The organism is Streptococcus gallolyticus subsp. gallolyticus DSM 16831, assembly GCF_002000985.1.
GTDB lineage: Bacteria > Bacillota > Bacilli > Lactobacillales > Streptococcaceae > Streptococcus > Streptococcus gallolyticus.
Window position 1 is genome coordinate 1,749,243 of sequence record NZ_CP018822.1, and the last position, 23,754, is coordinate 1,772,996.

The window sequence follows — 23,754 nt, forward strand, 5'->3', positions numbered from 1 at the left end:
CATTTTTTTAGGTATTATTATGGACATAAAACAATTAGATAACTTTCTATTTGAACTAACACAACACGAAAAAAATTATCAACAGAACCCTTTTATACAAGCTTTTTCAGATAGAATGCCACGCTTCAACTATCAAGGAAAAGATATTTTTTATTTGAATACGTCTCTAGCTAACAATTTTAGACAGCTACCATTTTTTATTCGAAAACAAAGCCGTTTTGTTCCTGTCCCTGAACACATTCATGACACCATTGAAATTAACTATGTTTACCATGGGAGCTATACGCAAGTAATTAATGGACAGCAACTCACTTTAAAACAAGGAGATTTAATTATTATTGACACAGGTATACCACATCAAACCGATGCCCTTGGGACAGATGACATTATTATTAGTATGTTGATAAAACAAGATTTTTTTACAAAGTACTTTTATACTGAACTAGCTCCAGATACGCTACTATCTAAATTTATCCTTCGAGCCATTTCAGAAAGTAACAATCATAATCAGTATCTCTTTTTTAGGAGTAATCATTTTCAAAAATTACATTATTTTTTCCAAGAACTATTATGTGAATACTATTCATCAGAGCCTCTCCCTTTTTCCGAAAACTATCTGACAAACTACTTAAAACTAATTTTCTTAGAACTTATTCGTTATTATTCTGTTGAAGACAATGGAACGACAAATGCTAATCAGCAATTTATGTTTGATGTTATGAATTACATTGACCAAAATTATAAAAATTGTCATTTAAATCAGTGTGCTAACCAGTTAAATTACAATAGTAGCTACCTTAGCCAACACATTAAGGAAAGTACAGGTAAAAACTTTAAGACACTCGTTCAAGAAAAACGCCTATCTATCAGTCTTGTCTTACTCCAACAGACTCAAAAATCTATACGAGACATTACTCTTGACGTCGGCTTTTCAAACCTCAACCAATTTTATAAAGTATTTAAAAAACAATACCATATGACTCCAGCTGAATATCGAATAAAAAAATGAGCTTACAGGCTCATTTTTTCTAATCACTAACTCTCCCACCAACCTTACTTAAGTCAACTATCATATCAATTGCTTTAGGAACTGTTATTTTCCAATCTTTTCCTACTTTGATAATAGAAATAGAGCCTTGTGGTGATTTAAAATTAAAGTTAAAGTTCTCAACAATTTCTACACTTGGTTTAATGGTAATAGCTCGGTAACCTGATTTTCTAATATGTAACCCAACAGTTTCTCGTATCATCCAATCCAAGACACAGCCAAAAGCATAGTGATTAAACGAAAAAGCCCCTACTTTTCCATCCGGATGAATACCAGCCCATGATTCCCAAATAGTTGTTGCTCCTTGCTTCACTTCGTAAAACCAAGATGGGCAGGCATCTTGGAAGAAAATTGTTTTTGCCAATTCTTGATAACCGTTCTCACAAAGAACATCTAAAAGGTAAGGAATTGATAAAAAGCCAGTATCCAAGCGATCACCATTTTCGTGAATTTTTTCTACCAACCGTGTTACAAAATCAGATTTTATATGTTCAGGAATCATATGAAAGGCTAAAGCTAAAACATAACACCCTTGAAAGTCACTGCACAACTGGTTTTTAGTTGTAATAAAATAGTGGCTAAAAGCTGTTTTTACCTTTTGACAATAGTCTTTAAAAGGTTTAACATCCTTACCAATAATTTCTGAGATGTTCGCTAAGAGTTCTGCTGAATGTGCTAAAAACATAGTGGCAACAATATCTTTTGTCACTTCAGCCGTTTTCATCGGATTTGGATTATCCATCATAAAACTTGGAAACATCCAATCGCCGTAATGAAACTTTGTATCCCAGATATAACATGCCTCACCTTTCTTACCTCTTGCAGCACTTTTTCGTTCAAAATCAAACCATTTAAGCATGGCATCGTAGTTTTCTTCAAGAACAGTAATATCTCCATAACGCTCATATAGTGTCCAGGGAACCATGATTATTGCATCTCCCCACCCTGCTGAGGAATAAGATCCTGTAAAAGCAACACTCTTTTGAGCATCAGCTGGTGCTGGTGAATAATCCAAAATTTCACCATTGCGACGTTGATTAATACGAAGACTTCTTAACCAACGACGAATAAAAGCATTAGTATCCATATAAAATGTCGATGAGGGTGCAAAAACTTGCATATCACCTGTCCACCCAACGCGTTCACGTTGTGGACAATCTGTTGGAATAGATAACATATTACCACGTTGACTCCAAAGAATATTTGATAATAGTTGATTAACCAACGAATCATTTGTTAAGAAATACCCAGTCTCCGGTAAGTCCGAATAAATAGCTACCGCTTGAATTGCATTAGTTGGAATTTCTTTGAGTCCTGTAATTTTTACATAACGAAAACCGTGAAAAGTAAAATCAGGTTCCATAATCTCTTTTTTACCATTTCCAACGAAAATATCAGTAGCATCTTTATTACGACCAATGATATTTTTGAAAAACTTTCCCTCTTCATTAAGCACTTCAGCATGTTCTAAAATGACTTCTTGATCTTTTTCTAGAGCTAATTCCAAACGAACACGTCCCGCAATAACTTGTCCAAAATCAACAATAATATCCTCTGATTCATGCCAGATTTTCTTAGGAGCTAAAAACTGTTTTCGATAAACTTGTGGCCCTTCTTGAGGAGCCAAACGAGCATAATCTGCTTCAATTTCAAAGACCTTTCCAGATAGGTTTTCATAACTTGTTTTCCAGTTTGAATCCAGTCTGAAATCCTGTTTTTCACCAATCTGTATATCAGCATAACAGTGCTTTCCAGTACCCGACGTAAAACTTTCATCTGTTCCGATAACCTCTTTCTCACCGTCAACTAAATCGATTTCTAAATCAGCTAACAAAGCCAATTGATTCCCAAATTGAATGCTACCTCCCTGAACACTAATTCGTCCAGCAAACCAGCCATCTGCAACTTCAATTGCTAAGGTATTCATACCTTCCACTAGCAAACCCGTAACATCATAAGTTTGATACATCAAAAAATCATTATAGTCGGTATAATCAGGAGTAAAAATAGCCTCTGTTACTTTTTTTCCATTTAAATAAGCCTGATAAATTCCTTGACAAGTTATAATTAAACGTGCCTTACGAACCAATTTAGAGACTTCAAAAATTTTTTTAAAATAAATACTAGGATTAAGGCGTTCTTCAATTGGCTCTTGTAGTTTAATTTTTCCAGAGAACATTTCTTCTAATGTAAATTCAGGCTCTTGAGATACCGTAGCAAAATCTGTTGAAATCCATTTCCCATGCCAACTTTCTCGTGTATTTCTCATCAAAATTTTCCTCCTACTGACTTGTTAATTCATTTTAACAAAAATAAGTTATCTTTTTTATGCTAAAAACCAACTCCCTTTCTCCTAATACCCATTAAAATACCAAACAATTAAAAATAAAAGCCAAACTTTTCCTAAGTTTGACTTATTTTTTGAGGAGACCATATTCGTAAGTTTTAATTTAGGAAACCTTCGTGTGGCGTTACGTGGAAGTAGTCAGCAATTTCTTGTAACTGTTTATCTGTAATGGCTTGTTTAATATTTCCACCTTGAACGCCAATTTGTGAGAAAATCATGGCAGCTTTTTCCAGCACTTCAACTAAACCATAAGTGTCGTCTAATGATATTCCTGAGGCAAAGAGACCATGATGTGGCCAAAGAACAGCTTGATAATCTGCCATTTTAGTAGCTGTAGCTTCACCAATTTCATTTGTTCCTGGCGTCATATAAGGAATCACACCGACTCCTTCTGGAAAGACAACAATTGATTCTGCTTGCATTTTCCATAGTAGACGTGATAAGTGACGTTCTGATAATTCTTGTGTAAATGATAAAGCAATCAAATTTGTTGGATGACAATGGAAAACAACACGCTGTTCTGGATTAACTTTCAATCGTTCAATATGACTCATCAAATGACTTGGAAATTCTGATGTTGGACGTCCACCTGCTTCAAATCCCCAAACAATATCATAAGATTTACCATCTTCAGAGATTTTTACCAAACCAAGATCACGTTCTGGATTGCCATAGACATTTCTAAAATGACAACCGGTCCCCGTAACAAGGTAATAGTAACCTGCTAAAGCTGAAGCGTCAAAACCAAGCTCATAAGTTCGTTTAACGTCTGCTACATCTTCAAAATCTTCCACTTCCTCAGCTGTCAAACGATAAGAAACATTACCACCATTGCGTTCATCCCAATATCGAAGATAAGATTCTCGTGTGACATCGCGCATGTCTTTTACAAATGATGATTCTACAAATTTTGTCATTTTTCTCCCTTTCACTGCTAGCTATTAATGGCGTTCTGCTAAAATTTTTGCTTCATAATCTTTGACTTCTTTAAACCAATCAAATCCAACTGGCACATTATTTTTAAAGCAGAAGTAATTCCAAACGTCGCTATATGGAAAATCTTTTAATTCTTCTGTCAGAACTAAACGTGATGTGAAATCAAATTGATTTTCCATATCCTTTAAATCTTGTGTTGGTTCAAGCATGGCTTTTAAAAGTGCTTTTTGGGTATTACGAGTTCCAACCACCCAAGCAGCAATACGGTTAATTGTACCATCAAAGAAATCAAGACCAATCGCTGTACGATCAAGCAAATCATTACGAACAATTTCCTTAGTGATTTCTTGTAACTCATCATCCATAATCACAACATGGTCAGAATCCCAACGAACTGGACGAGACACATGAAGCATTAGACGTTTGCTAAATAAGGCAAGAGAAGAAATCTTATTAGAAATAACTTCTGTTGGATGAAAATGCCCTGCATCAAGCAAAATTGTCTTCTGACGTGTCAAACCATATCCCATATAGAATTCATGAGAACCCACAGTATAAGCTTCAGCACCCAGTCCAAATAATTTACTTTCAACGGTGTCAACATTGTATTCTTCATCAATTTCCTCAGAGAAGATTTCATCTAGTGATTCCATAAGACGCTTACGTGGTGCCAAGCGATCAATCGGATTATCTTTAAAGCCATCTGGCACCCAGAAATTAGTATAACAAGTTTCACCTAACTCTTTACCAAAATATTCTGCAATACGACGGCTACGTTTCCCATGCTCAATCCAATAATCACGAACTTCTTTGTCGGGATGAGAAAGGGTAAACCCATCTCTCATCATTGGATGTGAGAAAAATGTTGGATTAAAATCAAGACCAATTTCTTGCTCTTTAGCCCACCTAACCCATTTTTCAAAATGTTTTGGTTCAATTTCATTCAAATCCACAGCTTCATCCGTATCAAGGTAAATCGCATGGAGATTAAGTTTGTGTTTCCCTGGAATAAGTGAATAAGCTTTCTCAAGATCAGCACGCAATTCTTCCGGCGTATGGGAAGCACCTGGATAATTACCAGTTGACATAATGCCGCCTGTCAATTCACCATCTGGTGTTAAGAAACCTCTTACATCATCGCCTTGCCAGCAGTGCATTGAAATTTTAACATTTTGTAATTTTTCAAGAACAGCATCCGTATCAACACCTACTTCTGCGTAGCGTGCTTTTGCTGCTTCATATGCTTTTTCAATTGTTTCTTTACTTACCATAATATTACCCTCTATTAATTAAATACTGTTTTTTTATAAATTTCTAAATGGTCACGGTCAGCAATTGGACGTGGTTCGTAGCATTCCAATGATTGATGTTCACTCAACCATAATCGTGCTTCTTTCAAGTCTTGCAATTCTCCTGAAGTTATCATCTGAACCATGATATTTCCAAATGCTGTAGCTTCGCCAGGTCCTGCAATAACAGGCTTTCCAATAACATCTGCGGTTAATTGATTGAGCAATTTCACGTTGCTACCACCACCGACGATATGAAGTACATCCAATTTATGTCCAATCAAGTTTTCAAGAATTGTCCATTCGTGTGCATAAGCAAGTGCTAGATTTGAATACACACACATGACTAGTTCACCAACTGTTTCAGGAACAATTTGTCCACTTTCACGACAATAATCTTGAATTTCTGTAATCATATTATTCGGATTAATGAAACGGTCATCGTTTAAATTCACATATTGTAAAAATGGCTCAACTTGATATGCTTGCTCTGCCATTTCTGCAAAAGTGTATCGATAATCAAGCATACGCGCAATTTCTTGCACTGTCCACATGCCAGTAATATTTTTTAAGAAACGGTAAGTCTTATAGGCTCCCCACTCATTTGTGTAATTTTCTTCAAATGCCTTCTGACTTAATATTGGCTCTTGATTTTCAACACCAATCAAAGACCATGTTCCACTTGAAAGATATGCCCAGTTCTCACTGGTAGCTGGCACTCCAACCACTGCTGAAGCTGTATCATGCGTTGCAACAGCAACTACCTTAGCTTCTGGTAAATCATAAGTTGCGTAAAGTTCAGAAGATAGATTTCCAATAATTTCACCTGTTTCTATCAAATCTGGAAATTTATCTAAATCAACTCCAGCAACATCAAGTAGTTCCTTATCATAATCACGGCTATGAATATTCAAATACTGAGTGGTTGATCCATTTGTAACTTCTCCAACTTTTTTCCCAGTTAAACGATAGGCAATATAATCTGGTACCATAAGAATTGTTTGGGCTTTAGCAAGTAAGTCGCTATCCTCGGCACACAATTGATACAAAGTGTTAAAATTCAAAAATTGGATACCCGTTTTTTGATAGACGTTATTTTTAGAAATTTTTTCAAAAACTTTTTGCATCATTCCTTGTGTTCGTGCATCACGGTAAGCCACAGGTTCAGCTAACAATTCCCCATTTTCATCTAAAAGAACATAGTCAACGGCCCATGTATCAATACCAATTGTACAGGTTTTAACACCACACGCTTTTATTTTTTCAAGACCAAGTAAAATCTCATCAATTAAATGATTAATATTCCATCGCTCATGACCATTATTCTTTGTAAAGCCATTTTTAAAACGATGGATTTCACTAATTTCAAGCTTATCTTCCCTATTTGCAAGAATCACACGTCCACTTGAAGCACCAATATCAATCGCTACATGATAAGTCATTATTTTCTCCTTTCATCATTTATTAAACGTTTACATTTATATTTAACACTATTTCTTTTTATGGTACAATAACAGATAGAAAGAGTAATCGTATCATTTTTACAGATAAGTGTGGAACGGAGTCTTAAATGAATCTTGAAACATTTTTATTAAAAGAAACAGAACATGAAAAACAGCAAAAAAGCCTGGGATTTATTCCAGACTTAAAAGATACTCAAATCATCGATGGAATCATGCAACTACCAAATGCTTTATTCTTTAACAATAAAGATATCTATATTTCCAAACACAATCGCTATGCTGACTACCCCGAACATTCTCATCAATTTTTAGAACTCAATTTTATGTTTAAAGGAACTTGCCATCAGGTCATTAATGGAAAAGACTTTACTTTGCAGGAAGGCGATATATTGCTAATGGATTCTGGTAGTAGACATTCCATTTCAGCACTCGAAAAAGAGGATATTTTGATTAACATTCTCTTTCAAAATAGCAACGTTTCACTAGAGTGGTTAACACAACTTCAAGGTCAAAATAGCTTAATCTACCAGCTGTTATTAGCTAATTCAACAACTCATCACCATTCAAATTATCTCATTTTATCAACTAAAAATAACAAGCATGTGCAACACATTATTCAACAAATGATGACTGAGTATTTTATGCCACATGATTTTTCACAACAAATCATTAGTCAATATCTACCGATTTTATTCTATGAATTGGCTAGAAATCTCAGACAAATTGACCATAGCCAAAAAATTGAACTTGAAGAAACACCCTATTTACAGGTACTACGTTTAATTGATAAACATTATCAAGATTTAACACTAGCTAGCTTAGCACAAGAATTGAACTTCAATAAAAACTACCTTAGTAATCTTATCAAAGAGAAGTCAGGAAAAACCTTTACCGAACTCATTACTCAACAAAAATTGATGAAAGCTAAGCTACTTCTTCAATCCACTCGTATGCCAATTTACGAAATTGCACAGAGTGTTGGATTTTCAAACAAAACCTACTTTTACGATAAATACCGTGCTTACTTTGGGCACTCTCCAAGAGATGATAGACAGGTATAATTTATTTTATTAGACAAAAAACACCAGCTGAAATCAGCTGGCTTTTGTAATCTAACCCTTTATTAAAGTTTCTTACAAGTGATTGAAACAATTGCTTCGTGTTGCCCAAGTTTTGAGAAATTATTTTGTAGAATCCACATAAAAAATGCCCTATAAAATCGTTCTAAGTCAGAAAAAAAGTTATCGCTTTGGGAAAATTTTTCTTCCCAAGATTTCAAGTCGTGTTCGACTTGATTTAGTTGTCGTTTTATTTCCAGTAAAAGTTTTTCTGGTATTCGTTGAAGTTTTAGAGCAACACGAAAAATTGAATCAAAAAAGGTAATCTCCGTGATATAAGTTATCATGTTTATCACCTCCACTAAAAACATAACAAAGAAAACTTAAAAGAAACCAAATTTTAAAAGCGCTTCAAATAGTCGTACTCGTTATCCTGCATACAAAAAAGACGCCTATTAGCGTCTTTTTATATATACTAAGGTTTAATACGGTGTAGCATACGTGGGAATGGAATGGCTTCACGGATGTGTTTTGTTCCAGCCACGAATGTTACCATACGTTCGATACCGATACCAAATCCAGCGTGTGGTACTGAACCATATTTACGAAGGTCAAGGTAGAATTCGTATTCTGATTTATCCATTTCAAGGGCATCCATTTTAGCCACAAGAGCATCGTAATCATCTTCACGGACTGAACCACCGATGATTTCACCGTAACCTTCTGGTGCAAGAAGGTCAGCACACAAAACGCGTTCTGGATTACCAGGAACTGGCTTCATATAGAAAGCTTTGAAGCTTGCAGGATAATTGATAACGAATGTTGGAACACCAAAATAGTTTGAAATCCAAGTTTCATGTGGTGAACCGAAGTCATCACCGTGTTCTAGGTGTTCGTAATCAGCGTCTTCGTCATTTTCATGTTCTTGAAGAAGCGAGATAGCATCATCGTAAGAAACACGTTTGAATGGTTCTGCAATGTATTTTTTAAGCAAATCAACGTCACGTTCCAAGATTTCAAGGGCTTGTGGAGCACGGTCAAGAACACCTTGGATAAGAGCTTTAACGTAAGCTTCTTGAAGATCAAGAGATTCTTCGTGTGAAAGGAATGAATATTCAGCATCCATCATCCAGAACTCAGTCAAGTGACGGCGAGTTTTTGATTTTTCAGCACGGAAAACAGGACCGAAGTCAAAGACACGACCAAGCGCCATAGCACCAGCTTCAAGGTACAATTGTCCTGATTGGCTCAAGTAAGCAGGTGTACCAAAGTAATCTGTTTCAAACAATTCTGTTGAATCTTCAGCCGCATTTCCAGACAAGATTGGGCTATCAAATTTGATGAAGCCATTTTTATCAAAGAATTCATAAGTTGCATAGATAATTGCATTACGAACTTGCATGATAGCCATTTGTTTGCGTGAACGCAACCACAAGTGACGGTGATCCATTAGGAAATCTGTACCATGTTCTTTTGGAGTGATTGGGTAATCTTCTGAATGACCAACAATTTCAAGGTCTGTCACATCAAGCTCATAACCAAATTTTGAACGAGAATCTTCTTTGACAATACCTGTGATAAGGATAGAAGTTTCTTGGTTAAGGTGTTTGATAGTATTGAATTTTTCAGTTCCTTCTTCTTCACCAAATTTTTCGATGAAGTTTGGTTTGAAAGCAACAGCTTGGAAGAATGCTGTTCCGTCACGAAGTTGTAGGAAGGCAATTTTTCCTTTTCCTGATTTGTTGGCAACCCAAGCACCGATTGTAACTTCTTCACCAACATGGTCTTTAACATCAATAATAGATACGTAATCTTTAGACATATTTCCTCTTTTCAACTATTACTCTGACACTTCTGTCAGTTTAATCTTACTTATTTTATTTTTTGTGCTATTGATTGTGACTTGGTAGGTCATTTCTTTTTCGCCGCCGTCCCAGTCTTGACAATAAGTTAACTTGAAAGATTGCTTTCCAGATTTTGTCACCTTTCCTGTCAATTGACTATAACCGCCAGAACCTACGTTATCTGATTTACTTGGATAAGTGTGATAAGTTACACCTTCTAAAGCAATAGCTTCGCTATTAACATCACTAGCTACCCAAGAATATCCCGTGCTGCTGTTACTAGCCAAATCAATTTCAAAGGTCTTTTCATCTGTACTAACACGATAATCTCCAAGTTCTGTTAGCTTGGGAGAGCTTGGTTTGAAATGAATTCCCAATCCGACTAATACCATTCCTAAAAAGGCGACTAATACAATAATGATTTTTCGTCTTTTAGACATAGCTTATTTTTCCATAAAGGCTTTCAAACGATTAACAGCGTCTTTCAAAGTGTCTAAGTCAGTGGCATAGCTCAAACGAACATTTTCAGGAGCACCAAAACCTGCACCAGTGACAAGAGCAACACCTACTTCTTCAAGAATAGCTGTTGTAAATGCTGTGACATCTGTATAGCCTTTCATTTCCATCGCTTTTTTCACGTTAGGGAAAAGGTAGAATGCCCCTTGTGGTTTAATCACTTCAAATCCAGGAACTTCATTAAGCAATGGATAGATAGTATTAAGGCGTTCTTCGAAAGCTTGACGCATTGTCTCAATAGAATCTTGTGGACCAGTAAGAGCTTCAATGGCTGCATATTGAGAAACGGCTGTCAAATTTGAGGTTGTTTGGCTGATAACTTTTGCCATTCCTGAAATAATTTCTTCTTCAGCAACCGCAAAACCAACACGCCAACCTGTCATGGCATAAGTTTTTGAAACACCGTTAACCACAACAGTTTGTTTTCTGATAGCTTCTGAAATACTTGAGATTGGTGTAAACTCATTACCGTTATAAACCAAACGTCCATAAATATCGTCAGCAAGAATTAGAATGTTGTGTTCTACTGCCCAATTTCCGATAGCTTCCAATTCATCACGTGTGTAAATCATACCTGTTGGATTAGACGGCGAATTTAACAAGAGAACTTTTGTTTTTTCTGTACGAGCTGCTTCAAGTTGTTCGACGGTCGCTTTGAAATGATTGCTTTCAGTTGTCGCAACAGTTACTGGCACACCATCAACCATTTTGACTTGGTCAACATAAGACACCCAGCATGGTGTTGGGATAATGACTTCATCGCCTGGATTAAGAACAGTTGTAAAGAAAGTATAAAGGATAAATTTCGCACCTGTTGCCACAACCACTTGATTACGATTGATTGAATAGCCATAGAATTTTTCCATATAGCTATTAATAGCATCTTTTAATTCAGGTAGTCCTGAAGCAACTGTGTAAAAGCTTGCTTTACCATTTTGAATTGCCTCAATAGCTGCATCTTGGATATTTTTAGGAGTTACAAAATCAGGTTCTCCCAAAGTAAGTGATAAAATATCACGACCTTCTGCTTTTAAGGCTTTAGCACGCGCACTTGCTGCTAGTGTCACACTTTCTTCCATGTTCAACACGCGATTTGATAAGTTTGTCATATGCCCTCCTTCTTCACGAGCTCACTTGTTTCAAAATTCACAAGATAATAACCATTAGTAGCTGTTACTTCCCAAATAGGCGTTTCGTCATAAATACCATAAACAACCTTAGAAATACCAGTCGCTCCGTTTGCTGTCGCAACTTGCTTAGCTTCTTTACGACTAATACCATCATTTACAGAATAGACATAAACTTCACCATTGTCCTCGCCAACAGACACAATCTTTTGCTCTCCAGATGATGTTGTCCCATAAACGCTATAATAAGTCTCTGAACCATTATAAAGGTCAACTGAAGATGTGTCTGTCAAATCAGCTTTTTCAACGGCAACTTGGGTAGCCAATTTTTCTGCATCCAGTCTTGGTTTCACTGATAGATACAAAACTGTCACCACAGAAATCAAGAGAACTAAGAAAATCAAGCTAAAACCAAGTAAATACTGTTTTACTGGTGTTAATTTTTTCATTTACTTCTCCCTTTTAGTTTATCCCCTTTATTATAGCAAAAAATTCTTTATTTCTGTTAGACTCTTTGAAAATTTTTGAGAAGAAAGGTAAAATTCTTCTGCCAAAGCATCATTTATCATTTTTCCGTACGATTTTGTCAATATCCGATTGTCTAAAATGAGCACAGCTGAGCGTTGATTGTCACGTCTCATCGTACGTCCAATCGCTTGTTTTAATTTCAAGATTGCTAATGGTAATGAATAATCATAAAATGGTGATTTGACTTGCGCTAGCAAATGATTGCTGATTTTTTGCACAAATAAATCCTTAGGATTTTCAAATGGCAATCGTGTGATGACCTCAATCATTTTATCAGCTTGAACAAAATCCACACCTTCCCAGAAAGCGCCTGTTCCAAGCAGAATACGACTTTCACCACGTTCAAAACGGCGTTTGACATTATAAGCCGTGCCATTTTTCTCCTGCGTCAAATGATGAAGTGCCATATCATCTAGCAAATCAGAAACATCAAGCATTGTTTTCTTAGCATTAAATAGCACCAAAATCGGCTCATCCAATTGTTTCAACTGATAAATACGTTCCGCAATGGCTGAAGCATATTCTTCCTCAGAAATATCAGCGACATTTGGCATTTCCTCATCAATCCAAATATGTTGGGCATTCTGCTTATCATGCGCAATGCTCATGAAATGATAGTGTTCAAAGCCTAGCAAATCAGCTAAACTAACCTGCGGACTGATATGCAAGGTTGCCGAAATCATATAAGTCTTGCGTGTTTCGGGTAGAAATTCTTGAAAATTCAACAATTCTTCACTACTAGCATTTAGGTAAGTTTGACGTTTTTCATTTTCAACAATTGTCTCAAACCAAAAATCAGTAAAAGGCTGCGCAAATAAGGCTAACAAATCCTCCAAACAAATATATCGCCAATCAGGATTGAAAGCCAGCAATTCATTGGTTGTTTGTTCTAAACGACGAGCGTCCTCTGTTGTCACATAGACTTCTTGATTTTGGTAAAAGCGTGTTGCCAAATGGCTCAATTGGAAAGAAAGGCTTTCTATCAATCGTTTTTCCAATGTCGGTAAAGCTGCATCTAAGTGCTTTTCAAGTTTTTGCACCAATTGCGTTACGTTAACACGACGACGTGAAAATTGCTCCAAATTTAAAATCAATTTTTGGGCTTCATCAAAAACAAGCACTTTCTTAGCCGCAAACGCCTTATCATCTTGCACACGTTCCAAAAAATAAGCATGATTAATAATCAATAGTTTGCTATGTTTCGCATTTTCATAAGTACGATTCCAAAAATCAACATCCTTATAAAGGGATTTTTCGCTTAAATTTCCATCATGTTTAATCTGGTCAAAATAAGCTTCAAATCGCTGTTTTTGTTTGATTTCATCTAAATCGCCAGTTTCCGTTTCAGTCAGCCAAACCAAAAGCTGCATTTTATAACGATTTACCAAACGATTATCCCCTTCACGTCGCAAACTATCCGCGAAGGCATCTAATTTAATATAGTTACCAGGACCTTTAATCGATTGACACGGTATGTGAAAAATATCTTGAATCTGTCTGACTTCATTTGCCATGATTTGGTCTTGAAGAACCTTAGTTGGTACGGAAACAATGACCTGCTCATCTTGAGTCAACTGGAGCAAAGGTAAAAGATAACCATAGGTTTTTCCAAGTCCTGCTTGCGCTTCTAAAAATGAGACCTGTGACGATTGAAAATCATCTTTAACCAACTGTGCAAACTGACTTTGCTTTTCACGCGCTTCCAAGCCCAGAAGCGCCAAATTGACATCAAATGCTTCTGATAATTGACGCGCTTCACCAATCGTTTTTGGTTGTCGGAGCACTAAACCACCAACTTCTTGAAAATCTTTTGGCGATAAAACCTTAGCCTGTTTGAAGCTTTCCTCAATTAACATCCCTGTTTCAAACAAAAGGCTATCAGCTAAAGGCAAAAGGCATTCCAAGACTTCCTTGGGCAGGCTTTTCATTTTTGCTTTCAATTTTAAAAATAGCTGCGCAGTCGCATAGGCATCTGAAATTGCCGTGTGAGCATCTGCCAAATCTAAAGCTAAAGCATCAGCTAAATTTCCCAAACTGTATTTCTCAAAAGTTGGATAAAAAACCTGCGCCAATTCAACCGTATCAACGCGAGGTGTTCGTAATTCATAGCCTTCCATGAATAATTGTTCTGCTAACAGATTGGCATCAAATTTGACATTGTGAGCCACAAAAACACAATCCTCAATTAGGCTAAAAATCTCCTGCGCAACTTGTGAAAAATCTGGCGCTTTTGCCAATTGCTCATCTGTAATACCAGTCAAATTAATAATATGTTCAGATAAAGCTTCGTGGGGATTGACATCCGTTTGATAGGTCTTGACGATTTCATCATTTTCAATAATCACAATCCCAACTTGAATAATTTCTGCCATTGCATGGGCACCCGTTGCCTCCAAATCCACAATAGCATATTTTTGAGAATTTACTTGCATCATAACACATAGATTATACCACACTTGGCTGCTACTTGCGTAACGGATTTAAACTAGCTTTATCTTGGCTCAAAAAAATGTTCTATGTTATAATGACTTTATAAATTTTCAGAAGCTAGGTGCTTATGGTGAGAAAGACAAAATTAAACAACTATTACCTTGAAATGGTCGAACACAGCCTGTACGTTCCTTATTATGACGAAGAGCGACGCATTCGTGTTCTTCTTCCAAAAGATTACGATAAAGAAGAATGGGCAAGCTACCCTGTTCTTTACATGCACGATGGGCAAAATATTTTTTATAGCAAGGAATCATTCTCAGGCTATTCATGGAAACTTATCCCTACTATCAAGAATCACAAAGAGTTGCCGAAATTGATTGTCGTGGGGATTGATAACGCCCAAGATAATCGTCTTAATGAATACGCTCCTTGGATGACTGACGTTGGAACAACTCCTGAAACAGCTTCTGCTGGCGGAGACGGAATGGCTTACGGTGATTGGGTGGTAAATACCGTAAAACCTTTTATTGATAAAACTTATCGTACCAAGACAGACCGTCAAAATACGCTTCTTGCTGGTTCATCTATGGGCGGCATTATCACCGCTTATATGGGCGCGACCTATCCAGAGATTTTTGGAAATCTAGGTGTTTTTTCACTTGCTTCTTGGTTTAGTGAGCGTGACTTTTTACGTTTTTGTGACTCTCATCCACTGCATTCTGACAACAAAGTCTATATTCAAGTTGGAACAAAAGAAGGGGACGACGTTGATGAACAATTCGCCCCAAATATGAACCAAGCTTATATTGATTGCAGTTTGCACTACTACCAATCCCTACTACGTACAGGATTTCCAATGGAAAATGTACAATTACGCATTATGGCAAATGAAATTCATCATGAAAAATATTGGGCTGATCATTTTGCCGAATTTCTACAATTTTGCCTTAATTAGCACATGATTTATAAAACTCTAAATTCCTATAATGGCATAAACAAACGAAGCTGAGATTTTTAGTCTCAGCTTCTTATTTTGTTTTATAATCTATTTTCTTCTTCCAATTTTCCGAGAAAATACGGCATTTGCACACGCCACCATTCCCAGTCATGGGCAACGTCTTTCCCCCAGAAATCAAACCAAGCAGGGATAGACTTGGCTGCAAAAACTTCCTCCAAACGCTTGATATCCAAAATATGGGGTTCTTCCCAAGCACCTTGACCAACAGCCACAATAAAACGATTATGACGATAATGGTCTAAAAACCAATCATCTTCTTGATTCCAAAGATAGTCAATTGGTGAATTGTAATAAACAGCAAGGTCGCCATTATAATCACCCGTAAAAAAGCGAGCATCATAAACACCTGAAAGAGCAACAGCTACATCAAACAAATCAGGGTGACGAAGGGCAAAATTAACCGCATGAAAAGCTCCCATTGAGCAACCAGTCGCTAACATTCCACCTTGCCAGTTTGACTCGTAGCGAATCAGCGGTACCAATTCATTCACAATATAACGGTCATAAGCTTCGTGAGCGAGTGCTTTATCATGACCAGTTTTCCACGTATTAAGCCAAGACTCATTATCATAAGAATCTGGTGTGTAAAACCTGACCAATCCACGGTTAATAAAATCTTGACAAGCTTCAATCATGCCAAAATCCCCATACTCATTTTGACTTCCGCCAGATGACGGAAAAACGATAATCGGCTTTCCAGCATGACCATAAACATTGAAAAACATTTCCTTACCAAGCTCACCTGACCAATGGTTTCTTCTTTCAAAATGCATTTTTTATCTTTCTGAACCCCTTAAAACGATATTTTTAAGGTTCTTCCTTTCAAATTTTTCTAATATTAAGCCTTAGCTTGTGCGTATTGAGCCAGCTCACGCATCTCTTCAATCGTTTGAGTACGTGCCAAAATACCTTCTTCTCCCATAATCTTAGCAAACACTCCTGGAACAGATTGAATAGAAATGATGTTATCTCCAAAATTCGCCCAAATATCATCAATGCTATGAGCATAAGTTTGATTCGCTTTTCGAGAAATATAAACAACGTTATATGGTCGTAAGATTTCGGCTTCAAATAAATTATCCTTAACAATATTGGCATACTCGCGGAAAATATCAAAATCGTTAGAATAATTCCACATATCAATTGTTAGACCACCTGGTGGACGACAGTTGACTTCAAGCGCCATAAGTTCTTTGGTTTCCTTGACACGGAAAAATTCAAAATGGAAAAAACGTTCTTTCACATGAAAGGCTTCCACACAAATTTTCCCTAATGCCACAAGGTCATCTGGAATGGTTCGAGGCACATAATAATACATATCATCGTCTTTTTCAACGGTATCCAAAACCGCTTCTGAATACTCCAAACTAGAATAAAAGACAATTTCCCCGTCATGGTCAGTCAGACCATCAAAAGTGACAATATCACCATCGATGAATTCTTCCATGATGTATTCTACCTTTGGATTTTGATAGCCAAAAAAGGCTTCAAGTTCTTCACTTGATTTTATCTTATGAGTATCCGAAGCACCCACGCCAGAATTTGGCTTGATAATAACTGGAAAGCCCAATTTTTCAGCTAAAACTCGTGCTTCGTCATCAGAATGAAAAACATCCCCTGCTGCCACTTTCAATCCATGCTCACTAAAAATTTTCTTCATTTGGCGTTTAGTTTTAACAGCTAACATATCATCTGTTTTATAGCCAAAAACATTAAAATCCGTGCGCAATTGAGCATCTAACTCTAACCAATATTCATTATGCGATTCGATGCGGTCAATGCGCCCATATTTATGAGCGAAATAAGCTACCGCACGATAAACTTGGTCGTAATCTTCCATATTATCAACTCTATAATATTCCGTTAAATGGGCACGTAATCCCTCTGATAATTCATGATATGGAGCATCCGCTATTCCCAAGGTATGAAAACCAGCCTCATGCAAACGCACAGCAAACGTTTCAAAATTAGCAGGAAAATGCGGAGAAATCATTACAAAATTCATTGGTCTTGACATAATATTCTCTCAATTCTCAATTTTTCCTTAAGTTTATCATAATTTTAAGAACATATCTAGGAAGTTGTCCTAAAAATGAGAGCAGGGTTGTAAAACCTGATTTATCAGCGCATAAAAATCCACTCAATAATGATTGATTGCTCAAATAATCAAGAATTGTTCGAGGTGGTAAATCTAGCTTGCAAAGTAAGCGTCAAAAAGTGCCTAATCAATTGTGCATGGGAAACTCTAAGTTGACTAAAGTTGGTAATCGCTGGTTTAATATTTCTTGGCAGCGACCTTCAATAATCGATTCTCAGATTGTTAACGTCCAAACCACTGCTTTCTTCTCCTTGCTAGAGAAAGTGATTATTGGTATCAACTCATTGTCGCATTTCACAAATATGACTTTTAGCCAAATTTTTGATACACTTTTTTTATGAAGACTTTTAGATTATTAAATCACGTTGCACGTGAAAATACTTATTTATTGGTCAATGACCAAGGCATTATTGTTGTTGATCCAGGTAGTGATGTTGACCATATTCAAGAAAAGATTGCCTCATTTGATAAACCAGTTGTGGCAATTTTAATCACACATGCTCATTATGACCATATTATGGGGCTTGATGTCATTCGTGACGCTTTTGGACACCCACCTGTTTACATTTCTGATAAAGAAGCGTCTTGGCTTTATTCGCCGAAAGATAATTTTTCAGGTTTGGAGCGCCATGCGGATTTGCCAGATGTTGTCTTAGCGCCTGCCGAACATCATTATCAGTATGATGATGATTATCAAATCGCTGGTTTTCGTTTTCATGTTCGTCAAACGCCTGGACATTCCTGCGGTAGTGTTTCCTTAGTATTTCCAGATGACGAATTGGTTTTAACTGGCGATGCTCTTTTTCGTGAAACAATCGGACGCACAGATTTGCCAACGGGAAATTCTGAACAATTACTAAATAGTATAAAAACTGAACTTTTCAGCTTGCCAAATCATTTCATGGTTTACCCTGGTCACGGTCGTGAAACGACTATTGCCCACGAGAAGAATTTTAACCCATATTTTAACTAGCCATGAAAAAAATCAAGAAATTTACTTTAAGTTTCCTTCTGATTATTGCTACTCTAATTGCCATTAGTGGAGTGGTACTTCATCAAAAAACTTACCAAGCAAGTTCAGAAGCACAGACAGCTGCTAAAACTGCCGAAAGTACAAAAGATTATCTGTTTTTTCAAAGTTCTGGCACCGCTAAAGCTAGTATTGTTTTTTACCAAGGCGCTCTCGTCGAGGAAACAGCCTACGCAAGTTTCGCAAAAAACTTAGCGCAAGAAGGTTTTGACGTTTATCTCTTAAAAACACCTTTGAATCTGCCAGTTTTATCAAGCAACAAAGCCTTAAAAGTGATTGCGAAAAACAATCTCTCCAATGTTTACCTAGCTGGACATTCACTAGGTGGCGTTGTTACCTGCTTAAATGCCGCTGATTCTGAGTCTCAAGCCATTTCTGGGCTTATTCTACTTGCAAGCTACCCATCCGAAAAAACTGACTTATCAGATAGTGATTTAAAAGTCCTATCAATCACTGCTAGCAATGATAAGGTGCTGCAATGGGACAATTACGAAAAAGCTAAAAAACGCCTCCCTGACGATACCGAATACTTGACTATCGTCGGTGGTAATCACAGTGGTTTTGGCGATTACGGCAAACAAACCAAAGACGGTAAAGCAACCATTTCCCAAACAGAACAAGAAAACCAAATCATTTCAGCCATTACTAATTTTATTGATTAAAAAATGCCCTTCTGAAATATCAGAAGGGCATTTTCGATATTAAATTTTAAGATAACGTCTCATTGAGATAACTGAACCAAGTGCTCCGATAATAATTCCGACTAAGAACATACCTCCAATGACAAGTGGAAGGAATGTGTCAATTGGATATAATGACAAGCCTTGGACTTCAAATTGTGGATTAACTGATGAATAAACAGTCTTATACGCAAAGTAGATGATAATTGATGGAACAATTGCTCCAAGAAGTCCTACCCAAGCACCTTCAAAGAAGAATGGTCCACGGATGTAAGAATTTTTAGCACCCACTAAACGCATGATTTCAATGTCACGTTGACGAGACATAATTGTCATACGAATTGTGTTAGAAATCAAGAAGATAGCCACAACCACTAGAAGGATTGTTCCTGCAAATCCCCATGTACGAATGAATTTAGCAATGCTGAAGAGTTGGTCTGAGTTTGAACCACCATAATCGACAGATTCAACACCTTCAATGTTGGCGATTTTCTTAGCCACTTTCTTCACATCTGATGGTGAGTCTGCTTCAACAATGTAAACGTCTTGCAATGGATTTGAGTCACCGTCAAAAAGTGACCAATCATCTCCATAAGTTTGTTGTAATTTTTCAAGTTGTTCATCTTTACTTGAATAAGTAACTGATTCAACACCTGAAACTTTTGAAATTTGATCATAAACTTGGTGATACGAATCATTAGCGACTGTTTCACCAGCTTCGTTAGTTGTTGTTTCAGAGCTATCTGTTGAGTCAACATCCAAATAAACATTAATTTGAATGTTATTTTCAATACCTGTTGCGATGCGCTCAACGTTCAATAGAACAGCGGCAAAAACACCAACAAGTGTCAATGTAATGGTAACAGAGCTGACTGAAGCGATGGTCATCCAGACATTACGTTTCAAACTTTTAATGGATTCCCATAAATGGCGGAAAAAATTTCTAATCATTATATCCGTATTCTCCTTCCTCTTCGTCACGTACAATGCGACCGTCTTCAATAGCGATAACGCGATGGCGAAGATTATCGACAATTTGTTTGTTGTGCGTTGCCATCAAAACAGTTGTTCCTTGAAGATTGATACGTTCTAATAATTGCATGATTTCCCATGAAATTTCTGGGTCAAGGTTACCTGTTGGTTCGTCAGCAATCAAAACTTTAGGATTATTAACAATCGCACGCGCAATTGCGACACGTTGTTGTTCACCACCAGATAGTTGATCTGGGAATGAACGCATTTTGTGTTTAAGTCCAACCAAATCAAGAACTTCTGGTACACGTTTTTTAATTTCACGTGGTTTTTCACCGATAACTTGCATTGCATAGGCAACATTTTCAAAAACCGTTTTCTTAGGAAGAAGTTTATAGTCTTGGAAAACAACCCCAATGCTACGACGCAAGATTGGAACATCACGTTTTTTCAATTTTGTTAGGTTAAATTCCCCAACTTTAAGGGTTCCAGCAGATACTTTTTCTTCACGGTACAATAATTTAATAAAACTAGATTTACCAGCACCAGAAGGACCAACAATATAAACAAATTCACCTGGATTGACAGATACGGTAATATCTCTCAAAGCAGTTGTTGAGCGGTGATACTTCTTGGTTACACCATTCATTTCAATTAATGCCATTTGTATTTTCCTTTACGATTTTGTTATCCTAAAATTTTACTTTTGAGTTAATCAATACGCCATTTTAGATAAGCGTCGATGAAGCCGTCAATGTCACCATCCATAACTTTATCAACTTGAGCCACTTCATAGCCTGTACGATGGTCTTTTACCATTGTATAAGGCGTAAAGACATAAGAGCGAATTTGGCTTCCCCATGTGATTTCTTTTTTATCACCTTTAAGAGCATCCACTTCTTGCGCTTTTTTCTCTTGCTCTAATTGATAGAGTTTGGCTTGCAACATTTTCATCGCACGGTCACGGTTTCCGTACTGAGTACGGTCAACCGTTGATGCTACAACGATTCCTGTTGGAATGTGAGTCAAACGAACACCAGTTGATACCTTGTTGACATTTTGTCCACCAGCACCACCTGAACGGAAAGTATCCATTTTAATATCATCATCACGAATGTCAACTTCAATTGTGTCATCCAATTCTGGCATAACTTCGACAGAAGAAAACGACGTGTGACGACGTTTGGCTGAATCAAACGGTGAGATACGCACTAGACGATGAACACCCATTTCAGATTTCAAAAGCCCATAAGCATTTGGACCTTCAAATGAAAGAGTGACAGATTTGATACCAGCTTCGTCACCTGCTTGATAATCAAGGGTTTCAACTTTGAAGCCTTTGGCATTGCCATAACGTGTGTACATACGGAAAAGCATATCAGCCCAGTCTTGAGCTTCGGTACCACCTGACCCTGGATGAATTTCCAAAATAGCGTTGTTGCGATCATAAGGCTCTGATAAAAGCAAGGTCATTTCATAACTTGTCATGATTTTATCAAGCTTTTCAAGACTTTCCTCTAATTCAGCTTGAACAGAATCATCTTCGTCCAACATTTCCAAATAAAGTTCAGTCTCGTCAGACAACTCTTGCATTTCATTAAAAGTTTCATAAGTTTGTTTCAAACCATTTAACTCTTGAGACGTTTTTTGAGCTGCAATGTTATCATTCCAAAAATCTGGCTCAGTCATTTTGTTTTCAAGAAGCGCAATGTCCTCTTCCAAACGATCTAAGTCAAAGAGACCTCCTGAAGCTAGTCAACTTCTCTTGATTTTCTACTATTTTTTGGCGAATTTCAGCCACTTCCATGAAATAACTCCTTTTACTAAGATACTAAGTCCGTCAAGAAAGCAAGATGAAAATAGGAATTTGACGCTGTGTCCTAAGACACAAGGAAAATTATCTTTTTCACGACGCTTTTAGGACGAGTTCAATTAATTAAGATACTAAGTTCGTTAAACGAGCAAAGCAAAAATAAGCGGTAAGTCAGAAATCTCTGATTTCGTTGACGCACCCTCGTCAGGACGACTAGAACTCTCAAGGACTACAAGGACGAAGAAAGTTCAGACGTCCACGACGAACTTTAAGATGACATGTGATTGTACACAATGAAATCTATCTTTTTTGCACAGCTCGTAGAACGTGTTCAATTAATTAAGATACTAAGTCCGTTAAACGAGCAAAGCAAAAATAAGCGGTAAGTCAGAAATCTCTGATTTCGTTGACACACCCTCGTCAGGACGACTAGAACTCTCAAGGACTACAAGGACGAAGAAAGTTCAGACGTCCACGACGAACTTTAAGTTGACATGTGCTTGTACACAATGAAATCTATCTTTTTTGCACAGCTCGTAGAACGTGTTCAATTAATTAAGATACTAAGTCCGTTAAGAAAGCAAAGTAAAAATTTGAATTTTCACGCTACCTTTAGGACTTATTCTATATTACTACTGTTTTCTTATTCTACCATAAAGCCCGCAAAATTACCATTATACGCCATGCTTCATTTGCATCAAAACCACACAATAAGTAGCTTTCTCACCACTAAAAATATTTCTGTAGAAAATTAACACCCAGCAGCTTCTATTTTAAGCTAAAAATATAATTCAAATAAGGCAGGACAATTACAAAACGGTAACAAAAAATAATGTTAGATAGAGCTGTTATGATTTTCATTTTCGACAAATTGCAACGCTTCTGTCAAACTATCAATCAAAACATCTGCTTTTGATTGGTCAACGCCAAAGACTTTATCACGAATGGCTAAGACACGTACGCCAGCTGCCACACCTGCTTGAATTCCTTTTTGGCTATCTTCAATAATCACAATATCTTTTTTAGCAAAGCCTAATTTCTCACAAGCGGCATTATAAATAGCAGGGTTAGGTTTCCCTTCTGCAAATTCACTTCCCGATAAAATATGAGTAAAGTACTGCTTTAAGCCTGATTTTTCCAAGGCATCTTCGACATCTTCACGCGCACTATTGGAAGCCAATGCTAGGACGATTCCCTTGGCTGTTAATGTTGCCAAAACCGTGCTGGCATCGGCAAAAACTAATTCATCGTAAGCTGGTCGATGAGTATTTTTATAAGCTGTGTATTCGGCTTCTAGTGCTTTAGTATCATAATTTGCAATCTTATCACCTAAGATATTTTCCCAAAATTGATCCATGCGCCCGCCAATGAAATATTTTGGCGGCAAGTGTTTGACCGAAATACCTTTACTGCCTAAAAATGTCTCACGTCGTTTAAAATAAAAATTCTCAGTGTCAAATAAGACACCATCCATATCAAATATTATTGCCTTTATCATGAAAGCCTCCTGAAAATATTCTATCATATTTTCAGAAGAGATAAAAATACACATCA

The 23,754-nt window shown here is 36.9% G+C and carries 21 protein-coding genes; 5 read left to right on the forward strand and 16 right to left on the reverse strand.

Going from position 1 to position 23,754, the window contains the following annotated elements; all coding sequences use genetic code 11:
* Positions 1 to 19 precede the first annotated feature (19 nt).
* The gene (locus BTR42_RS08685) at positions 20 to 1,009 is read left to right on the forward strand and encodes an AraC family transcriptional regulator (RefSeq protein WP_077497349.1); all 990 of its coding nucleotides are present in this window, start codon (positions 20 to 22) and stop codon (positions 1,007 to 1,009) included.
* Positions 1,010 to 1,028: 19 nt separating this feature from the next.
* On the opposite strand, the gene BTR42_RS08690 is transcribed toward BTR42_RS08685, so the two are convergent.
* The 4 genes from BTR42_RS08690 to rhaB all read right to left on the reverse strand — a co-directional run bounded on the left by BTR42_RS08690 (position 1,029) and on the right by rhaB (position 7,062).
* Positions 1,029 to 3,317 carry a family 78 glycoside hydrolase catalytic domain gene (locus BTR42_RS08690; protein WP_077497352.1) on the reverse strand — a complete coding sequence of 763 codons (2,289 nt, stop codon included), beginning with the start codon at positions 3,315 to 3,317 and terminating at the stop codon, positions 1,029 to 1,031.
* Between the two features lie 176 nt (positions 3,318 to 3,493).
* Complete coding sequence (gene rhaD / locus BTR42_RS08695) at positions 3,494 to 4,312, reverse strand: rhamnulose-1-phosphate aldolase (RefSeq protein WP_077497354.1); 819 nt, start codon at positions 4,310 to 4,312, stop codon at positions 3,494 to 3,496.
* 24 nt (positions 4,313 to 4,336) lie between these two features.
* Complete coding sequence (gene rhaA, locus BTR42_RS08700) at positions 4,337 to 5,602, reverse strand: L-rhamnose isomerase (protein ID WP_077497356.1); 1,266 nt, start codon at positions 5,600 to 5,602, stop codon at positions 4,337 to 4,339.
* Positions 5,603 to 5,616: 14 nt separating this feature from the next.
* Positions 5,617 to 7,062, reverse strand: coding sequence for a rhamnulokinase (gene rhaB / locus BTR42_RS08705; RefSeq protein ID WP_077497358.1), 1,446 nt, complete (start codon positions 7,060 to 7,062; stop codon positions 5,617 to 5,619).
* Positions 7,063 to 7,190: 128 nt separating this feature from the next.
* On the opposite strand from rhaB, the gene BTR42_RS08710 reads away from it, so the two are divergent.
* Positions 7,191 to 8,144 carry an AraC family transcriptional regulator gene (locus tag BTR42_RS08710; protein WP_039692812.1) on the forward strand — a complete coding sequence of 318 codons (954 nt, stop codon included), beginning with the start codon at positions 7,191 to 7,193 and terminating at the stop codon, positions 8,142 to 8,144.
* 62 nt (positions 8,145 to 8,206) lie between these two features.
* Here the strand turns inward: BTR42_RS08710 and BTR42_RS08715 are convergent, their stop codons facing one another.
* From BTR42_RS08715 to BTR42_RS08740, 6 genes are all read right to left on the reverse strand, one after another.
* A complete protein-coding gene (locus BTR42_RS08715; protein ID WP_012962203.1) occupies positions 8,207 to 8,488 on the reverse strand; it encodes a hypothetical protein in 282 nt (93 codons plus the stop codon).
* Positions 8,489 to 8,616: 128 nt separating this feature from the next.
* Entirely contained in the window at positions 8,617 to 9,963 is a 1,347-nt protein-coding gene (gene asnS, locus BTR42_RS08720) for an asparagine--tRNA ligase (protein ID WP_012962204.1), read from the reverse strand.
* An 18-nt stretch (positions 9,964 to 9,981) separates the two neighbouring features.
* Entirely contained in the window at positions 9,982 to 10,425 is a 444-nt protein-coding gene (locus tag BTR42_RS08725) for a protease inhibitor I42 family protein (protein WP_077497360.1), read from the reverse strand.
* Positions 10,426 to 10,428: 3 nt separating this feature from the next.
* Positions 10,429 to 11,610 carry a pyridoxal phosphate-dependent aminotransferase gene (locus BTR42_RS08730; protein WP_009854580.1) on the reverse strand — a complete coding sequence of 394 codons (1,182 nt, stop codon included), beginning with the start codon at positions 11,608 to 11,610 and terminating at the stop codon, positions 10,429 to 10,431.
* On the reverse strand, positions 11,607 to 12,077 hold the full coding sequence (locus BTR42_RS08735) for a cell wall elongation regulator TseB-like domain-containing protein (protein ID WP_077497362.1): 471 nt from the start codon (positions 12,075 to 12,077) through the stop codon (positions 11,607 to 11,609). Before BTR42_RS08735 ends, BTR42_RS08730 begins: the two co-directional genes overlap by 4 nt.
* A 30-nt stretch (positions 12,078 to 12,107) precedes the next feature.
* Positions 12,108 to 14,591, reverse strand: a complete 2,484-nt coding sequence (locus BTR42_RS08740) for a bifunctional DnaQ family exonuclease/ATP-dependent helicase (RefSeq protein WP_077497364.1) — start codon at positions 14,589 to 14,591, stop codon at positions 12,108 to 12,110.
* A 125-nt stretch (positions 14,592 to 14,716) separates the two neighbouring features.
* Between BTR42_RS08740 and BTR42_RS08745 the strand changes: the two genes are divergently transcribed.
* Positions 14,717 to 15,544: an alpha/beta hydrolase gene (locus BTR42_RS08745; RefSeq protein ID WP_174564819.1), complete on the forward strand. Its 828-nt coding sequence runs from the start codon at positions 14,717 to 14,719 to the stop codon at positions 15,542 to 15,544.
* 83 nt (positions 15,545 to 15,627) lie between these two features.
* On the opposite strand, the gene BTR42_RS08750 is transcribed toward BTR42_RS08745, so the two are convergent.
* Complete coding sequence (locus BTR42_RS08750; RefSeq protein ID WP_074657783.1) at positions 15,628 to 16,380, reverse strand: esterase family protein; 753 nt, start codon at positions 16,378 to 16,380, stop codon at positions 15,628 to 15,630.
* A gap of 65 nt (positions 16,381 to 16,445) precedes the next feature.
* Complete coding sequence (locus BTR42_RS08755) at positions 16,446 to 17,624, reverse strand: ATP-grasp domain-containing protein (protein ID WP_077497368.1); 1,179 nt, start codon at positions 17,622 to 17,624, stop codon at positions 16,446 to 16,448.
* A gap of 418 nt (positions 17,625 to 18,042) precedes the next feature.
* On the opposite strand from BTR42_RS08755, the gene BTR42_RS08765 reads away from it, so the two are divergent.
* Together BTR42_RS08765 and BTR42_RS08770 are read left to right on the forward strand one after the other, a co-directional pair.
* Positions 18,043 to 18,678 (forward strand): MBL fold metallo-hydrolase, encoded by a 636-nt coding sequence (locus BTR42_RS08765; protein WP_061459779.1) that lies wholly within the window; start codon positions 18,043 to 18,045, stop codon positions 18,676 to 18,678.
* Between the two features lie 2 nt (positions 18,679 to 18,680).
* Positions 18,681 to 19,397 carry an alpha/beta hydrolase gene (locus BTR42_RS08770; protein ID WP_077497370.1) on the forward strand — a complete coding sequence of 239 codons (717 nt, stop codon included), beginning with the start codon at positions 18,681 to 18,683 and terminating at the stop codon, positions 19,395 to 19,397.
* Positions 19,398 to 19,436: 39 nt separating this feature from the next.
* On the opposite strand, the gene ftsX is transcribed toward BTR42_RS08770, so the two are convergent.
* The 4 genes from ftsX to BTR42_RS08790 form a co-directional block, all read right to left on the reverse strand.
* A complete protein-coding gene (gene ftsX / locus BTR42_RS08775; protein ID WP_009854590.1) occupies positions 19,437 to 20,366 on the reverse strand; it encodes a permease-like cell division protein FtsX in 930 nt (309 codons plus the stop codon).
* The gene (gene ftsE, locus BTR42_RS08780; RefSeq protein ID WP_009854591.1) at positions 20,359 to 21,051 is read right to left on the reverse strand and encodes a cell division ATP-binding protein FtsE; all 693 of its coding nucleotides are present in this window, start codon (positions 21,049 to 21,051) and stop codon (positions 20,359 to 20,361) included. Before ftsE ends, ftsX begins: the two co-directional genes overlap by 8 nt.
* A gap of 47 nt (positions 21,052 to 21,098) precedes the next feature.
* Positions 21,099 to 22,194 (reverse strand): peptide chain release factor 2 gene (gene prfB / locus BTR42_RS08785; protein WP_099046292.1). Its coding sequence is split into 2 segments (ribosomal slippage): positions 21,099 to 22,121 and positions 22,123 to 22,194, totalling 1,095 coding nucleotides; the frame shifts between segments, so codons are not numbered across the junction.
* A gap of 841 nt (positions 22,195 to 23,035) precedes the next feature.
* Positions 23,036 to 23,698 (reverse strand): HAD family hydrolase, encoded by a 663-nt coding sequence (locus tag BTR42_RS08790; protein WP_043878586.1) that lies wholly within the window; start codon positions 23,696 to 23,698, stop codon positions 23,036 to 23,038.
* Positions 23,699 to 23,754: the final 56 nt, after the last annotated feature.

Coding starts and splice junctions, on each gene's coding strand:
- BTR42_RS08770 (WP_077497370.1), top strand. CDS start 18,681: ATGAAAAAAATCAAGAAATTTACTTTAAGTTTCCTTCTGATTATTGCT.
- BTR42_RS08755 (WP_077497368.1), bottom strand. CDS start 17,624: ATGTCAAGACCAATGAATTTTGTAATGATTTCTCCGCATTTTCCTGCT.
- ftsX (WP_009854590.1), bottom strand. CDS start 20,366: ATGATTAGAAATTTTTTCCGCCATTTATGGGAATCCATTAAAAGTTTG.
- BTR42_RS08690 (WP_077497352.1), bottom strand. CDS start 3,317: ATGAGAAATACACGAGAAAGTTGGCATGGGAAATGGATTTCAACAGAT.
- BTR42_RS08710 (WP_039692812.1), top strand. CDS start 7,191: ATGAATCTTGAAACATTTTTATTAAAAGAAACAGAACATGAAAAACAG.
- BTR42_RS08715 (WP_012962203.1), bottom strand. CDS start 8,488: ATGATAACTTATATCACGGAGATTACCTTTTTTGATTCAATTTTTCGT.
- rhaA (WP_077497356.1), bottom strand. CDS start 5,602: ATGGTAAGTAAAGAAACAATTGAAAAAGCATATGAAGCAGCAAAAGCA.
- BTR42_RS08735 (WP_077497362.1), bottom strand. CDS start 12,077: ATGAAAAAATTAACACCAGTAAAACAGTATTTACTTGGTTTTAGCTTG.
- rhaB (WP_077497358.1), bottom strand. CDS start 7,062: ATGACTTATCATGTAGCGATTGATATTGGTGCTTCAAGTGGACGTGTG.
- BTR42_RS08725 (WP_077497360.1), bottom strand. CDS start 10,425: ATGTCTAAAAGACGAAAAATCATTATTGTATTAGTCGCCTTTTTAGGA.
- BTR42_RS08730 (WP_009854580.1), bottom strand. CDS start 11,610: ATGACAAACTTATCAAATCGCGTGTTGAACATGGAAGAAAGTGTGACA.
- rhaD (WP_077497354.1), bottom strand. CDS start 4,312: ATGACAAAATTTGTAGAATCATCATTTGTAAAAGACATGCGCGATGTC.
- ftsE (WP_009854591.1), bottom strand. CDS start 21,051: ATGGCATTAATTGAAATGAATGGTGTAACCAAGAAGTATCACCGCTCA.
- BTR42_RS08765 (WP_061459779.1), top strand. CDS start 18,043: ATGAAGACTTTTAGATTATTAAATCACGTTGCACGTGAAAATACTTAT.
- BTR42_RS08685 (WP_077497349.1), top strand. CDS start 20: ATGGACATAAAACAATTAGATAACTTTCTATTTGAACTAACACAACAC.
- BTR42_RS08740 (WP_077497364.1), bottom strand. CDS start 14,591: ATGATGCAAGTAAATTCTCAAAAATATGCTATTGTGGATTTGGAGGCA.
- asnS (WP_012962204.1), bottom strand. CDS start 9,963: ATGTCTAAAGATTACGTATCTATTATTGATGTTAAAGACCATGTTGGT.
- BTR42_RS08750 (WP_074657783.1), bottom strand. CDS start 16,380: ATGCATTTTGAAAGAAGAAACCATTGGTCAGGTGAGCTTGGTAAGGAA.
- BTR42_RS08790 (WP_043878586.1), bottom strand. CDS start 23,698: ATGATAAAGGCAATAATATTTGATATGGATGGTGTCTTATTTGACACT.